This is a genomic window from Bradyrhizobium sp. UFLA05-89 (assembly GCF_059803475.1).
Genome location: NZ_JBANBA010000160.1, coordinates 1 through 14,641 on the forward strand (window position 1 = coordinate 1; position 14,641 = coordinate 14,641).

Below are 14,641 nucleotides of genomic sequence, written 5' to 3' on the forward strand. Positions count from 1 at the left end.
CGACGTCGCTGCTTCATGTCCACACTCCATCTCTGCTAAAAGATTAGAGTGTTGCACCGACCGGTTGAGTCCACCGGTCAAAATGCGAAGAACTCAGTGAGAGCAAATCTGGTCCGCTATGCTCCACTGACCGGACCTCAATGAGGCGTGCCGCCACTTCGCTGATGGGCCCCTTCTGAGACTTGCCGACGGACACCAAGAATGTCCGCCCATCGGGTAAGACCGGAAGCGATTGGCCACCCGCTTTACGAACTCCCGTAGGCATAGTCTCGGCCATCCACGTGGCGTGTGGAGGTTCGGCTACTTTGTGTCCGATGCGATTTCGCGAGCCGACTCGATCGGCACCCCATAGAAGTCAGCTCCGGCCGATCTGAATTTCTTCGCAAGCTCACCCGCCTGACCGAAAGCCTTTACTGTATCGTCGGCGGACAGTGCCACCGTCGTGGTTATGTCGGACAAGCTTCCGCCAGCTGCCGCCGCAAGCACGGCCGACACCAGCGTACGTTCGTCGGGTGCTTCGGCTACTATCAGCCAGTCATACCGACCCAAGGTGAGGTACCAACTGATTAGACGACCGCCGGCGGCGGCGAGCATCTCAGCAATCGCCTCAGAACGGTTCTCCGGCTTCGCGGTCATTGCGCGGATCGCCGCCGGTGTGTACCGCCCCTGCGAAATGTAGATTGTCATATTGTTCTCCTGTGTGCTCCCATCGTCGCTCATTTTAGATTCACGCGGAAGCTGGGGTGAGGGAACCAAATCACGCGAAGGAACTTGGGGTTTTGCAACCGAGATCGTGTTTAGCTTGCATCGTAGTGCAGCATCGGAAAGCCTGTCCCTAAGTGAGATCCAGCGCCGACGGCAGCCGTGAAGTCTGTACTGCGGTGCACCGGCGTTGTCTGCACGATCTGGCTTTGAACGATTGACCTTGCCATCCAGAAAATGCGGTCACACGGACGACGCGCAAGTTGATACCCATCGGATCAGATACAACCGATTGGGAGCAAAAATGAGTGCCCTCAAAGTGATCCGGGCAGGCCGCCTAAGCCCGACCGACACGGAGGTAACGGTGCCATGGACGAGATCGAAGCAAGGACCATCCGCAAGATAATGTGGCGTCTGCTGCCCTTCCTCTTCGTCTGCTACTTCGTCGCGTACCTCGACCGGGTGAACGTCGGTTTCGCCAAACTACAAATGAACTCGGCGCTTGGCCTGTCGGAGGCTGCATACGGCTTCGGTGCGGGCCTGTTCTTCATCTCCTATTTCCTGTTTGAAGTACCATCCAACCTTGCGCTCGACAGGTTCGGCGCTCGGCTCTGGATCGCCCGCATCATGTTAAGCTGGGGTGTCATCTCTGGTTTGTTCGCCTTCATCCCCTCGATCTCGGCGGCTACCGGGATCTCGACCGAGTGGGTTTTCTACATCCTCCGTTTCCTGCTCGGTCTCGCCGAAGCGGGCTTCTTTCCCGGGATCATTTTCTACCTGACACTGTGGTTCCCCTCGGTCTACCGCGCCCGGGTTGTCTCCTTGTTCATGCTGGCAATACCGTTCTCGTCGATTGTGGGCGGCCCGATTTCCGGGGCTCTGCTGAACATCGTCGGCGCTGGACTGGATGGCTGGCAATGGCTCTTCATCCTCGAAGCCTTGCCGTCGATCCTGATGGGCTTCGGGGTCATCTTCTACCTGACTGACCGGCCGGGGCTTGCGACGTGGCTCGCCAACGACGAGAGGGGCTGGCTCGAACAACGGCTAGAATCCGAAAGGCAGCACAAGGTGGCTGTCGAGCACCTAGGCATCGTCAAGGCGCTCACCGACCTCCGTGTCCTTGCTTGCGCGTTCGTCTATTTTTGTCTGAACGCGGCGAGCTATGGTGTGGCGTTTTTCTTGCCGACGATTATCAAGGACTTCGGCGTGAGTAACTTCCAGACCGGCCTGCTGTCCGCTGTGCCGTTCTTGTTTGGCGCCGTCGGAATGGTCCTCCTGGGCCGCAACTCCGACCGCACCTTGAAGCGTCGGGAGCACGTTTGCTTTGCCATGCTTCTCGCCTCAGTCGGTCTGGCCGGCGCGGGTCTCGTCTCCGCCCCGGCGCTGGTGCTTGGCTTCCTCTGCCTGAGCCAGATCGGCGTTTCCGCGACGCCCCCTCTGCTGTGGCCGATACCCAGCGCGTTCCTGACGGGAGCTTCGGCTGCGGCGGGGATCGCGGGGATCAATGCGCTCGGCAATCTGTCCGGGTTCGCCGGACCTTTCCTGATGGGTTACCTCAAAGATGCGACTGGCAGCTTCACCGCCGGGCTGCTGGTCTTGGGCGGTTGCGCCTTGGTCGGTGGCCTCGTCGCCTTGACGCTTAAAGTTAGTCCACGACTAGAGATGGCCGGCTCTGCGCCAGGCGGGCCCGCGCCGGCGGCGGCCCGCTGAGAGGACCAGGCGATGAGAGTCGATGGGTTTGGGATTGTGGACCGATTCCAGCTGAAACCGTTGCCGGTCGCTAAGGTATCTGCGTGAGCGAGCGCTCCACGCCGCCGGAAACGAGATAGCCGCTGTGGCAACGCGCAGCCATCCCATCGGACCTTCATGGAGGGCGCTACTTACTTTCCATTGCTTGGACCAGCGGCCTCAAGCGCGCGGTGGATGACCTTCGCTTTGAGTCCTTGTTCCTGACCCTTCGCGTCACTTCGCGGCGTTGCGGAGTTTGGTCGCTATCTGGGCAAAGCGGAAATGTAGGTGGGACGCACGACTTGTGATTATAATTTTCGGCAAACGTTCTGGCAGATATTCGTTACTGCGATAGCCCGTAACCCAGCTCCGCACACTCGACTTCTGCGGGCCGCTGCGATTCGCTCGCGCTGCTTGCTGACCAAATCTTCCGCGACCCATTCGTCAGGCCACGCGGAACACGTCTGGCTCAATCTCTGAAATTGGCGCTCGCAGGCCTGTGCAGTCGCTCCAAATGAAAGTTTTATGACGCATTGCGCACGCTTTTGAGCGCATGGCGCTGATGATCTGTATCCCAATTCCCACACTGCGACCGAAACGCGTCTGTTTGTTGCTTATCGGACAGACAGGCAACTCTCTTTTGTTTCAACGTTTGCTTGCCGGATACAATCATTAGCTGGAGAGATGAAAGTGGATCGTTCCCTGATAACTGACATGCCGCGCGACAAATATGTCGGGCGCTGCAAGCAGCGAGCCTTCGATTATCTCAACCGAGACGATCTTAAAAATGCGGTCGGCTCGTTTGTAACCGATATGAGCGCACGTCCCGATTGCGAATTGCCACACCACTTAGCTGCCCTCGGCGTTTTGCTGCTGATGGGGAACGATGTACTTGGCTGGAGGAAGCTGATCGAAGGAATTAGGTGATGGTCACTCGTAAGGAGTGAACAGCGGCTCGATATTGTCCTGATAGAGCCGCGAAGCTGCGACCGAGCACCGCGGGCGGCAGGAACAAACTCATATTGCCATGCAATGGAAAAATTCACGCTAGTAGTCGATAGCCTCGCGCTCGCCGCCTTCGTGTCGGTCCTCATCTTTGCAAAGCAAACACGCGGACGAAGGTAACGAGCGGCGGACAGCCATCATGGTCGGCGTGCCGCCGCCTCGGATAACCCAGCCGGTGACGTTGCCGCCGATCACAAGCGTCCGAATGCTGCCGGTCGGATGTCGGCAACCGACGGGAAAATGTCGACGGGATCTGATCTCGAAAATCGCAGGAGTATAGGACGGGCTATGACACCAACGTGTCGACCATGATTTTGGCCTTCTTCAGATCATCGGTGTCGAAGCCTTCGATGAACCAGTTATAGACCGGAGCGAGCAGATCGCGAGCCTCGTCGCGTTTACCCTGGTCGCGCCAAAGCTGCGCCATGCTCGTCGCAGCGCTCAGCTCCCAAGACCTCGCCTGCTGTCGACGTGCAATTTCGCAAAGTCGGCACTGCGCTTCCCCGGCCTCGACGAGATCGCCAACAACCACCAACCCCCGTCGCGATACCAAGGCGGGTCTGTAATGGGACGGACGATTTAAGCGCGCCAAGTGCAGTAATCATTTCCAGAGCGGCGCGCACGGCCCGATCGGCGTCGTCCTCGTGCGCCTCAGGGATAACCGAAATAAATGAGCACGCCATCGCCCAAATATTTCGCGACGAAGCCGCCAAAGCGGCGCTCGGTATCGGCAACGCACGTCTGGTACGCCGAAATGATCTCACGCAGGTCTTCCGGGTCCATTCGTACGGAGAGCGACGTCGAACCGACAAGATCCGAGAACATCACCGTAATCTGGCGGCGCTCCCCGGCGTCATTATTGACTTTGCGAGTATCGGAAGGAGCGTCGCTGAGGGGCAACGGTGCGTCCGGTTCAGCTCGTAAGGCACGCGATGGCATCGAGTAGCTTACGGCGATGCCCGACAAGTCCGACACCAAGATCCTTCAAGTCCTCCGCCGTTAAGCTTGGGAGGACTGTGTCGTTGATCACATTCTCGCGGAACGCTGCCTCATATTGTTCGAGACCGAGCCTCCGCAGCCAACCCCCGAGGTCCATGGCGGCGCCCCAGTTTGTCTAGCCGCAACGATCCCCAGGCACGACAGCCTGTCCAGAGTATCGTTTTCGAATGGCCGGTTTGGTCACAAGCGGTAAGGTTCAGATCAGTAGACGCTGTGCCTCAAAGTGGACGCAAGGCATTTACGCCAGACGCCCGCCAGATGGGCGGACAGCGAAATTTTCCAGAACTCGGAACAGTAGGGGCCGCCGCCAGGTTCTACGCGTCGGGGGCTAGGAATTGTGGAGCTTTCCTCGATGGCTACCCAGATCGTTATGGACCACACAGGCGACAGCAGACATTTTTTTGACCAAACTGACACCAAGGGGGTGGCCGGGGCTGAGCGACGCTTTCGCAAGCTGACCGGCCAAGGATTTACAGCTGCCACGCGAACGGCGACAGGCGATCTCAACATCGTTCGGACGTTTGATCCGGCCGTTGACGAGACATTGTTCTATCCGCGCCTTGTCGGTGGCTAGCCTGTTCGCTGCAGGGTAGATGTTTTGGTTCAGACGCAATCGCCTTGGCAGTCGCGCGCGGTGGCGCGCGCTTCGTGGGCTCTATTGGAGCTTCATCGAGCAAAATCCTCCTGAAGCCCGTGCGCTTCGCCTTTTGCGAGAATGGTTATCGCCTAAGCAGCGGGCGCAATTCGATACCCAAGGTCACTTCGATGTCACAGGCTGTCACACGGGGCGACGATATCGAATTTGCCAGGGCACGATGAGGAATGTTTTGGAGATCGATGAACAAGGGCAGGCGAAGAAGGGTTGGTGCTTCGTTCCCGCGCGTGCTCTAGCAGTTGGTGATGTGATGCTCGCGCAGAAGATCGCGCTCGAAACCGACGAAATGGCGGTCCTGTCGCGCGCTAACGAGTTTCCGCCGAAACAGCCTTGACCGCCCCAGGGGGCAATGCGCCCATTGAGGCGCCTTTAGCGCGCGAGACGTTTGATGGTCTTCGCGGCGCGGGTCGGCCCATGCCATCCCAAAAACGTCAGTTCCTTGTTTTCGAGCGCATCGGTCGCAAGAAAGAACTGCTCCAGTTCGTCATGGGCGCGAGAGGGGAGGTGTCTGATATCTTTCAGATCAGCTTCGAGGGGCGACCGGTCGGGTACAGCGAAGATGCGATCGTTTCGCTCCTTCGCGCCTTTACTCTTTTGCTCGACCTCCAAAATGCCAATCGGCCGGCAGCGCAATACGACGCCAGGATAGGTACGCGAATCATGGATGATCAAAACGTCGAGTGGATCACCGTCTTCGGCCTTGGTCGACGGAATGAAGCCCCAGTCATAAGGGTAAGTGAGGCCGGCCATCAAAGGCTTCGCCAAGCTGAAAGCGCCAAGCTTCGGATCGTAATCGAGCTTGCACGAACTCCCACGCGGCGTTTCGACTACTGCGTAGATGTTCTCCTTATCCGCCCAGCTTGGTAATTTTGTGAGGTGGGTCATGTGCGATGTTGGAAATGTTTGTTGCAAAGAAGACGACGAAGTCGATGGTCCAGCTCGATGGTCACCGAGCTCCTCCATGTTGATGACGGATCAGGTCGCGCTTGAGGCCTTTCTGTTGACGCCTTTGCGCTGCGCGACCGTGTTGAGCTTGATGTTCGCGGCCTTCTCTTCGTTGAGGTTTGTCGTCAAAAAGCGCACGATGTCCTCGTGCCCAAGTTCCTCGGCCCAGGCGATGAGCGTGTTGTACCGACACATCTCGTAATGCTCGACAGCTTGCGCATTCGAAACGATAGCAGCATCGAGAACCGATTTGTCTTCGATTTCGGCCGCCGTTCCATCCGCTTCCTTGATGATGCCGTCGATCGCCGGGCATTGCGCCCCACTGGGCTGCATGCCAAATTTCTCGAAGACCTTTTGCAGCCGCTGAAGTCTCTTCGAGGTGGTTCTTGAGACCAGCCGACAAGTCGCGGTTGGTCGACTTCTCGATCATCTTGGGCAGCGATTTCACGATCTGCTGCTCGGCATAGTAGATGTCCTGGAGGCCGTGGATCAGCAGGTCTTCCATTGACTTTATGTCTTTGGTGAATATTCCCATATTTGACTTCTCCTTTTGCAATGATCGCAACCGGCTGCCGTTCCTGTTCTCTCTAGCGGGTTCGGAGAATCGAATTAGACCGCAAGAGGATTGAGTCAGCTTGCTAACAGGTGCGCGATGGACGCGGGGGACGATGCCGTAGTCGTTGCGGCATCGCCCCTGTCGTAGGTTGATCTCGGCCAGGTCGCCGGCGAGGGTCAGAATCCGGAATAGTACTCGTTCACCGCTCTCGCCCGTCCCGGGTCCTCCCAATTCCAGTCGTTGTCATTGCCGTATTTCGGTGCTCCCTGCAGCCGTTCTGCGGTGAGATTGGATCGATATCCGCCAAGGTTCGTGTCGTACTTCAAGGATTGCCAAGGCAGCGGGTAGTGATCGTCGCCGATTCCCAGGAAGCCACCGAAACCGAGAACGGCATACGATACCTTACCGCTGACCTTGTCGATCATCACACGCTCGATCGAGCCGATCTTCTGGTTATCGGCGCCGTACACTGCGGTGCCCTCGACCTTGTCGCTGCCGATCAGCGTTCCTGTTTCACGCCTTTCCGTTTCCATCGCAATCCTCCTCATTTAGAAACATCGATGCGGTGTAACGGAGCGCGCCTGATGCTCGTTCCTTTCGATCTTCTGCGCGAAGACGAGGAACTGACGGTGGGTGTGGCGATTGAATCGTCAGATCGACGTTCGGAGTTTGTCATTAGGTCCATACTCGCCGTTGCCTGTCGCCTTTGCTTTCATCTCCTCTGGAGCCGCCGAGGCAAAAGGATGCATCAAGGGAGCCATCGTCGGCGGCGGGCCACGTGGCGGGCCACGGTAAGCGTGGCGCAGCGGCCGGTTGCGTGATCGGCCATCACGAGGCGAACAAGTCGGATCCGAACAAGGCCAATGCTCAAGCGCGGTCCGGTCAAAAGTGAGTATTCACTCCGCGGGCTACGGGCTCGTCTGGACCCGCGGATGTCTTGAAAACGTACCAATGTCCGGTGCCGCACGGTCGATCGAGATGCCATGAAGATCAGGTCGCATTCCGAGAGTCACATAGTCGAACTCGACGATGGCTCGCGCTGGCAGATATTTCCGGGCGATCTCGACGTCACGCTCAACTGGAAGCCGGAAACCGAGCTTGACCTTGTCGTGACGAAGGGCGACGTCGGCTCTCATGCTCTCGTCGGCGCCGGCGGCATTGTCCGGGTCATACGCGCAGGCGAATCTTGGCCCGTACGGGAGGTGAGATCGATCCTTAAGAACGGCTGACGACTGCTCCGACCGCTGGACGCGATAACCGCCGTCTCGGGAGCCGAACGACCTGGACGCCTCTCATCGAAAACTTCGGTCGCGCGAGGCGCTGTTTGCGCCAGGCCCATGCCTCGTCTTCCAACTTCGTTGCCATTCCTGCCTCTTGACGCAACTCCACGACATCGGACGTGCGCATGATTCCTCCATTCTTGAGAGCAGCAACGGTCATGAGGGTGGGATCGACCCTCGTCCCCCCAAATGCAATCTGGCAACACCTGTTCGGTTCCGCGGGCTCGCAGGGAAAAAGTGGCACGTCTCCCGTCAAGCGCAGGGAACGATTGGCACTAATGGTGGTTTTCGCGCCGACCGCATTCAGCGGCGAGGAGAATGACATGAGGAAGTTGCTACTGCTGTCCGCGGCGGCAGCGCTGATTTCGACAGGCGCGTTTGCCCAGTCCACAGTCACGACGACCGGGGCCGGACATACCGCCGTAGTGCAGATCGAGCCGGAGTACCGCACAAAGATTCGGAGCTACGTAACTGAGCACAAGATCCGTCCGGTCGAGACGCGCGAGAAGATCGCCGTCGGATCCCCGGTGCCAAGCGGCGTAGAGCTCGAAGCGGTGCCATCGGAATGGGGGCCGTCGCTCACCAAGTATCGGTACGTCTATTCCGGAGAGCGCGTGATGCTGGTGGATCCGGCCACCCGAACTGTTGTCCAGGAGGTGGACTAAGATCCGTCGCGGCGGGCCGGGGAGGAGGCGACCCGCCGCGAAACCGTCGCGCGCCCCGGCAATCGACGAAAATACGAAACTTAGACAAAACGGCGGCCCATGCCGATCATCAGATACTTCGTTTTCGTCGGCCTTGTCTTGACCGCGCTGCTCTTTGCCGCCGACGGATATCTTCCTGCCTCGGTTGATCATGCCCAGTCCGCGGACTTCGATAAGACGATCATTCGCATTCGGTCGGCGCGGAGACTTCCCGAAAAAATCGTGCTCGATACGAGTAGCCCCGCGATGGTCGCGCCGATGACACCAGCGGCGGAAGTGGCGAACTCATCTTCTTCAGAACCCTTAGCAGCGATGACCGAGGCGACGGCGCCGAAGACTGAAGGCCAGAGGCCGCTTGCGCAGACAGTCGCACGACAAAGGTCTCGTGCGAAGCGGTCCGCGAAGCTGGTGCGCAGGCCGACGGAAAGACGATTGGCTTTCGATCGTCGTGATTTCTCTGGAACGTGGTGATCGGTTGCTCCCGCCGGCCTAACGAGGACGCCGCGGCCTGTGCTGTCCCTAGCCGGAAGTATAAGGGAAAAACCGGAAACTCCCGCCCTTGAGACGAGTTGCCGTGCGACAACGTCACTTTTCGCGGAGCGCAAATGGTCGCCGATGTCCCGTTGCGAGCGGCCGTGGATACGGTCTGGTCCCTGTTTCGGGCGAAGCATCGCGAGGTCGATGCCGCGGACAGGCGACGCTGCCTTCTTGAGCGACATCTGCAAGGGAGATGGGAAGCGCGTGTGAGCGACGCCGAAGAACTGACAGGGTTCGGCCTGGCTTACCTGGAGCGCCTTCCCGAAGACGAATGTTGAGTCTGGTGGAGGGGCTCGTCAAACGAGTCACGTTCGACAGTGCGAGGCCGGGATGGACGTTGCTCGCTATCTCGGAGCTCCTATCCGCAGCGGTCATCCTCGTCTTTCGGGCCGTGCTTCCAGTCTAGGGGAAATCGATGCGCATCGCCCAACTTGCTCCCTTGGCCGAGAGCGTCCCACCTAAGCTCTACGGCGGCACGGAGCGAGTAGTGGCGTGGCTGGTGGATGAACTGATCGAACTGGGGCACGACGTCACGCTGTTTGCGAGCGGCGATTCCCGGACGAAAGGGAAGCTTCAGCCCGTATGGCCGCGCGCGCTGCGCCTCGGGCGGAAGGGCGCCGATCCAAACGCGGCCTTAGCGCTGCAGCTGGAGGCAATCGCCAAGCGCGCGAAAGAATTCGATGTGATTCACGCGCACATCGACTGGCTGCCGCTTCCGCTGCTCAGTCGGCTGGGTGTGCCGTTCCTCATTACCATGCATGGTCGGCTCGACTTGCCGGGGCTTTCCGACGTGATGCGGGAATTTCCTGGCGCGGGCTTCGTGTCGATTTCCGACCATCAACGCCTACCACTTCCGGAGACGAATTGGAGCGGCACGATCCAGCACGGACTGCCCTCGAACCTGTTTCGGCCGTGGCACGCAGAAGGATCATCTGGCGTTTCTCGGACGGCTCACGGCGGAGAAAGGTCCGGAAGATGCGATCCGCATAGCGAGCGCAGCGGGAAAGCCACTGCGCACCGCTGCAAAGATACCGCGTGCCGAGAGCGCTTACTTCAAAAAGAAGCTCGAGCCTCGTATCGATGGCGAGATTATTCAGTTGATCGGCGAGGTCGATGAAGTAAGAAAGCAGCCATTCCTTGCCCAGGCCGCCGCCTTACTATTTCCAATTGATTGGCCCGAACCGTTCGGCCTGGTCATGATCGAGGCGATGGCGTGCGGAACGCCTGTTATCGCCTATCGCTCGGGCTCGGTTCCGGAGGTGATCGACGACGGGGTGACGGGCGTCATCGTCGACAGCGAGAGGCAGGCTGTTGACGCCGTCAAGGAGGTTGCACGACTGGACAGACGGAAGGTGCGCGCCCGCTTCGAAGAACGTTTCACCGCTATCCGGATGGCGCGAGCGTACGAAACTCAATACGGGCAGCTGATCGCGCGCCAATCGGGCCGGTGCGGTTGCCGGGGCCAGCCAAGGGTATAAAATCACTACGATTGTTTGTCCGCTTGACACTTTTCAACGTCGAGCGATTGCCCCAAGATAAGGGTTTTAGTGGGGTTCCCATGTTCGATACTGCCACGACCGCGCTTTTGCGTGCGGTCTTCGACGAGGTTTGCAGCAGCGTTTCCCTGCGTGAGCGGTGCACGCACGCATGTGGCTGCCAAGATTCTGGAAGCCGCTCCCAGGGGGGTTATATCGCCGGATGGCCTCAGACAAGTCGGCCGGCGGGCGATGAAACTCATACGACGTCGGCCAAGATGGGATGAACTGCGATCGGTCCAGATTAGCGCCCACGTGCTCTGCGTTTCCGTCACGGTGTCGGCGTGATATTAGGCTACACCCCATAGGTGGGTGTACCACGCGCGCGCGTAAGTGTTTCGTTTGTCTCAAGCGATGCGTACGGCGGTACGGCGGATAGCGAGCGTGAGGGGATCATGAAACCCCTATTCAAACTGCTGTTCTTCGCTTGCGGCTGGATCGGCCTGGTTCTGAACTTGGTGTTCGTGGTCGTGTCCTTTTCGCATGATGCTCCGATCGAGACCTCGGCAATCGAGACCGCGCTTGAACTTCTCTGGGTCGGCGGCGTCACGTTCTTCGGACTCGGCACTCTAGTCCTCAACGAGGAGAGCGAATAGGCGCTGGTTCGGCTGCTATAGGGCCCGAAATGCACCGCTCTCGGCTCGGGCGATGAACACGAGGCCCGCCTGTTCACGCTGGCGGGCCTTTCTGTTTTGGAGCAACTGCGATCCGAGCAAATTTCTTTAGCGCTGCGTCAATTGCCTTGAGCTGTTGACCGCGAGAAGGTCGTCCCCTCCGTAGCTTAGGCACCGATGGTTTGGACGCTCTGGCAACAAGCCAAAGGTCGCTGCCGCAGCTGACGCATTCGTAGAATCCTAGGTCGTAACCCCTTGCGACAGGAAAAGCGCCCTTGAGCACTCGGGGTTGGCTACAAATCAGGCATACGGCTTCGCTGCTCACAATAAAACATCCGGAAAAGCGATCTGGCTGCAATAAGCACGATGTTAGCCCGTAAGACCGGGCGGGCTACAATCTGAACAACATCCAGACCATCGCAGCTAACCAAGCGGCGAGCCAAACAACCGAAGCCAGGAACAACGGGTCATATCGCCTCAGGAGTCTGAAGCCGCGCCCTAGTGAACCGCGATCCTTTCCTGCGAGTGTGTTGATTATCGCAGCCGCTTTTTGTCGTGCTTGCATAGCGCCGGGCGTTAGCGCATTGCGGCCAAACAAAGCTTGCTATCATGCGCCAAAAAATTGAGATTTTGGGCCAGCGTGGCGCCGAAGCTCAGCGAACGTCTCATAGATTGCGGAACGCTGTTGGCGTCGAGCTAGTCCAGCGGGCGAAGGCATGTGTGAAGGAGCTAACCTCACTATAGCCCAACAGCCAAGCGACCTCGGAAATCGGAAGATCCCGTTCCCGGAGATAGCGTTGGGCAAGCGCACACCGAAACTCCCCAAGCACGCCAGAAAAGGCTGTATCCTCGTCGGACAATGCACGAGAAAGGGTGCGGCGGCTCATACCAAGCCGGCGGGCAATCTCTGACGCATTGGCCTTGCCGTGCGGAAGCAATTGCGCGATCTGATCTTCAACGCGAGATCGGATGCTCGCTTGTCGGGGCGCTCGGTTGCCGAGAGCTTCATCGGCGTATTGAAGCAGCAGCTTGTTGAGATGGAGATCGGCTCCAACCACGGGCAACGCGCCGATCGGTGCGGGAAATAATATCTCGTCGGTATCCGCCTCAAAGCTGATGGCGCATCCCAAATGAGATCGGAAGTCCGGCGGCGTCTTCGGCCTAACATGTCTTAGCTTAATCTGCTTTGGAGCAAGCCTGCTGTTGGTCAGGGTCCGGCAAATGCGAACCAAGGTACCAAGCCAGAATTCTATATGGTGATGATCGGAGAGCCGATCGATATTCCGATATTCGAAACCGATGGAAAACGTACGCTCTAAAGAAACCCGCAGTCGCACCCCTTCGTTGTTGATCGCGCAATAGCGCTCCGCGTTTCCTAACGCATCGGCGAGGCGATCTGACGAGGCCATGACGTAGTAAACCAAGCCGATTTCACCCAGTTCGAAATCTTGAGCCAAATGGAAACCGAGCCAATCGTCTTGTAATTCTTTGGCGGCGAGTACGAGCACCTTAACTTGGGCGCTTGCGTGAAGGCGACGCTTGCGGTCCTCAAGGTCCACGGTTGTTAAACCTGACCCCAACATGATCGGAGCTAGATCTCTTCCCGCCGTCCGCAATCGGGCGCAAACGAGCCGCGCTATTCCTCCAGTGGAGCTTGGTATCGATGAGAGGTCGTTAGCAAAACCAACCTTACGCATGTACAGTTCTCATTTTGCGAGCGCTGCGCCGGCCAGAAACCGCTGAAATAATCCCAAGACATGTCTGCCGACCGTTGTACTAACGTCGAACGCTGCCGGACCGAAACTTTGACATAGATCAAGTTGGGATGTCCCCTCCTGAGGGCCCGATGCATCGGGGGAAGGCATCACTCTTCGCCGCTAGAGTACTGCATCGCTGCCGCAGAACGTCATCACGATGGCACTAGTGGCGGGGTGGAGGCTTTCCGGATATGTCTCGACGGAAATTCCCGCCGGTGCCGTTCCCATTGCCCTAATCGCCCGATCGGTCGCTCGTGCCGGCGAGCGCCGCCGCCGTTTTGATCAGTCGATGCAACTGACCTTCGACAGCGCGGCGTCGGTCGGCGTGCCCGGAGTGTCGATCCCATCCGTCCATTCCGAGCGCGGGTCCACAATAGTAGTCCGCTGCTGCGAAGCGGGTCATCGTTACGGCTTGGCGCATCCCCACAACAGACTGGCCTCAATTCACAAGAAGTGATCGCCGCATCTGTTTAGACGGGCTGTTTTTCCCAGACGAAGGCGTCAGAGGTTTGAATGAACGTGACCCACGAGATTGGAGTGCAGCGCCTTCAGGCCGCCGGAGCTGATCAAGTAGCCGATCAAGTCGCCGCCTTCCGTAACGTGGCTGGAGGGCTCGGTGGATGGGACGGTTGGATCCGAGGTCGCTTTAGCAGACCGATTATTGGAATTGTCTGGCCCGAAGAGCAATCCGGTCAAGCGGAGGTGCAGCCTTCGGCGAGAGCCACCGCCGGAAAAGATCGCCGTTGATGGTAAATAGCAAGCAAAGTTTGGGCACTGCCCAGGGCTCACCTTGGCCGCTCGACAGCGACCTTCTGAGAAACTCCAGATGTGCAAGATTTGCTGAGAGCATTTCGTTTCTCAAATTGCGGGCATGGTGGACTGCAAAGAATAGGCCCCAGCTTCGGGGGATAAGCTGGGGCCTTCGTCACGCAGAGATGGTGCCTGTTTGTGAGGGGCAAGCACCGAGTTGGCAACCTGGTCCCGAAGTCTTCGTTCCTAAAAGCAGTAGCCGTGTCCTCGCGGCTGTGGGAAGAGGAGCCGCTAGTGACGGCTCCTAACAGGAATTGGCGACTAACTTAGCGGCGGCGACGGAATCCGGGAGGGCTGGACAGTCGCAACCGCGGTCGTACGGCATAGACCGCACGGCCTTCTTATTGCAGAGTACGCCCGTTGGGTTAGGCGATGGCGAGAACACGGCCCGCCGGTTCTGCTGGCGGGCCCACTAGATCAGTCTTTCAGTATCGCCTCCGGCGCCGAGTCGGATCTTCTCCGCTGCCTCGGTGAATAGCGCCTTCTGTAATCCGCCAGCCGAGCCAGTTGTGCCACTAGGCCCGGCCCAGAACCAGTAGTCCCCGGCGCCTCCTGCACTCGAGGACGAGCCGCCCATGCCCGTCGATCCGCCGGTGCCGACCCCTGCGCCGGCACCACCAGCTCCGCCAGCACCTGCACTACCGGATCCGCTAGATTGGGCATATGCAACGCTAGCCGCCCCTGCGAGTACCACCGCTGCTGTTAGGGTGGCAATAATCGTCTTCCGCATATGGCCTCTGTCAAACGCCATCCGGAACTGCCCCCTTTGCGTCATGAAGAACTGCCCCCACCCTCGGGTTCATGATGTCGGTTG

16 protein-coding genes and 3 pseudogenes are annotated in these 14,641 nt (G+C 58.7%); 11 read left to right on the forward strand and 8 right to left on the reverse strand.

The genetic code is table 11. The features are described 5' to 3' along the window. Positions 1–300: 300 nt before the first annotated feature. Positions 301–687, reverse strand: coding sequence for a GYD domain-containing protein (locus SO139_RS42580; RefSeq protein ID WP_449384313.1), 387 nt, complete (start codon positions 685–687; stop codon positions 301–303). A gap of 384 nt (positions 688–1,071) precedes the next feature. Between SO139_RS42580 and SO139_RS42585 the strand changes: the two genes are divergently transcribed. After that, a complete protein-coding gene (locus SO139_RS42585; RefSeq protein WP_449384314.1) occupies positions 1,072–2,412 on the forward strand; it encodes an MFS transporter in 1,341 nt (446 codons plus the stop codon). Between the two features lie 708 nt (positions 2,413–3,120). Next, complete coding sequence (locus SO139_RS42590) at positions 3,121–3,357, forward strand: hypothetical protein (RefSeq protein ID WP_449384315.1); 237 nt, start codon at positions 3,121–3,123, stop codon at positions 3,355–3,357. 364 nt (positions 3,358–3,721) lie between these two features. Here the strand turns inward: SO139_RS42590 and SO139_RS42595 are convergent, their stop codons facing one another. The 3 genes from SO139_RS42595 to SO139_RS42605 form a co-directional block, all read right to left on the reverse strand. Beyond that, positions 3,722–3,970 (reverse strand): hypothetical protein, encoded by a 249-nt coding sequence (locus tag SO139_RS42595; RefSeq protein WP_498541919.1) that lies wholly within the window; start codon positions 3,968–3,970, stop codon positions 3,722–3,724. Positions 3,971–4,086: 116 nt separating this feature from the next. Continuing rightward, the gene (locus SO139_RS42600) at positions 4,087–4,401 is read right to left on the reverse strand and encodes an adenylate/guanylate cyclase domain-containing protein (RefSeq protein ID WP_449384328.1); all 315 of its coding nucleotides are present in this window, start codon (positions 4,399–4,401) and stop codon (positions 4,087–4,089) included. After that, on the reverse strand, positions 4,349–4,531 hold the full coding sequence (locus SO139_RS42605) for an SAM domain-containing protein (protein WP_449384317.1): 183 nt from the start codon (positions 4,529–4,531) through the stop codon (positions 4,349–4,351). Before SO139_RS42605 ends, SO139_RS42600 begins: the two co-directional genes overlap by 53 nt. A gap of 255 nt (positions 4,532–4,786) precedes the next feature. Here SO139_RS42605 and SO139_RS42610 point away from each other — a divergent pair, with 255 nt between their 5' ends. Further along, complete coding sequence (locus tag SO139_RS42610; protein ID WP_449384318.1) at positions 4,787–5,008, forward strand: hypothetical protein; 222 nt, start codon at positions 4,787–4,789, stop codon at positions 5,006–5,008. A gap of 19 nt (positions 5,009–5,027) precedes the next feature. Continuing rightward, positions 5,028–5,423, forward strand: a complete 396-nt coding sequence (locus SO139_RS42615) for a hypothetical protein (protein WP_449384319.1) — start codon at positions 5,028–5,030, stop codon at positions 5,421–5,423. 35 nt (positions 5,424–5,458) lie between these two features. Here SO139_RS42615 and SO139_RS42620 read toward each other — a convergent pair whose 3' ends face one another. From SO139_RS42620 to SO139_RS42630, 3 genes and pseudogenes are all read right to left on the reverse strand, one after another. After that, the gene (locus SO139_RS42620) at positions 5,459–5,974 is read right to left on the reverse strand and encodes an inorganic diphosphatase (RefSeq protein WP_449384320.1); all 516 of its coding nucleotides are present in this window, start codon (positions 5,972–5,974) and stop codon (positions 5,459–5,461) included. A gap of 90 nt (positions 5,975–6,064) precedes the next feature. After that, positions 6,065–6,482, reverse strand: a pseudogene (locus SO139_RS42625) (YciE/YciF ferroxidase family protein). A gap of 284 nt (positions 6,483–6,766) precedes the next feature. After that, a complete protein-coding gene (locus tag SO139_RS42630) occupies positions 6,767–7,123 on the reverse strand; it encodes a PRC-barrel domain-containing protein (RefSeq protein ID WP_449384321.1) in 357 nt (118 codons plus the stop codon). Positions 7,124–7,283: 160 nt separating this feature from the next. On the opposite strand from SO139_RS42630, the pseudogene SO139_RS42635 reads away from it, so the two are divergent. The 7 genes and pseudogenes from SO139_RS42635 to SO139_RS42665 all read left to right on the forward strand — a co-directional run bounded on the left by SO139_RS42635 (position 7,284) and on the right by SO139_RS42665 (position 11,242). Further along, a pseudogene (locus SO139_RS42635) lies at positions 7,284–7,482 on the forward strand (hypothetical protein). A gap of 91 nt (positions 7,483–7,573) precedes the next feature. After that, a complete protein-coding gene (locus tag SO139_RS42640; RefSeq protein ID WP_449384322.1) occupies positions 7,574–7,819 on the forward strand; it encodes a hypothetical protein in 246 nt (81 codons plus the stop codon). A gap of 374 nt (positions 7,820–8,193) precedes the next feature. Beyond that, positions 8,194–8,535: a DUF1236 domain-containing protein gene (locus SO139_RS42645; RefSeq protein WP_449384323.1), complete on the forward strand. Its 342-nt coding sequence runs from the start codon at positions 8,194–8,196 to the stop codon at positions 8,533–8,535. Between the two features lie 99 nt (positions 8,536–8,634). Next, positions 8,635–9,045: a hypothetical protein gene (locus SO139_RS42650; RefSeq protein WP_449384324.1), complete on the forward strand. Its 411-nt coding sequence runs from the start codon at positions 8,635–8,637 to the stop codon at positions 9,043–9,045. A 134-nt stretch (positions 9,046–9,179) separates the two neighbouring features. Next, positions 9,180–9,389 (forward strand): hypothetical protein, encoded by a 210-nt coding sequence (locus tag SO139_RS42655; protein ID WP_449384325.1) that lies wholly within the window; start codon positions 9,180–9,182, stop codon positions 9,387–9,389. 137 nt (positions 9,390–9,526) lie between these two features. Continuing rightward, positions 9,527–10,589, forward strand: a pseudogene (locus SO139_RS42660) (glycosyltransferase family 4 protein). Between the two features lie 452 nt (positions 10,590–11,041). Then, positions 11,042–11,242 carry a hypothetical protein gene (locus SO139_RS42665; RefSeq protein WP_449384326.1) on the forward strand — a complete coding sequence of 67 codons (201 nt, stop codon included), beginning with the start codon at positions 11,042–11,044 and terminating at the stop codon, positions 11,240–11,242. A gap of 683 nt (positions 11,243–11,925) precedes the next feature. Here SO139_RS42665 and SO139_RS42670 read toward each other — a convergent pair. Then, positions 11,926–12,957, reverse strand: coding sequence for an AraC family transcriptional regulator (locus SO139_RS42670; protein ID WP_498541920.1), 1,032 nt, complete (start codon positions 12,955–12,957; stop codon positions 11,926–11,928). Positions 12,958–14,641 lie beyond the last annotated feature (1,684 nt).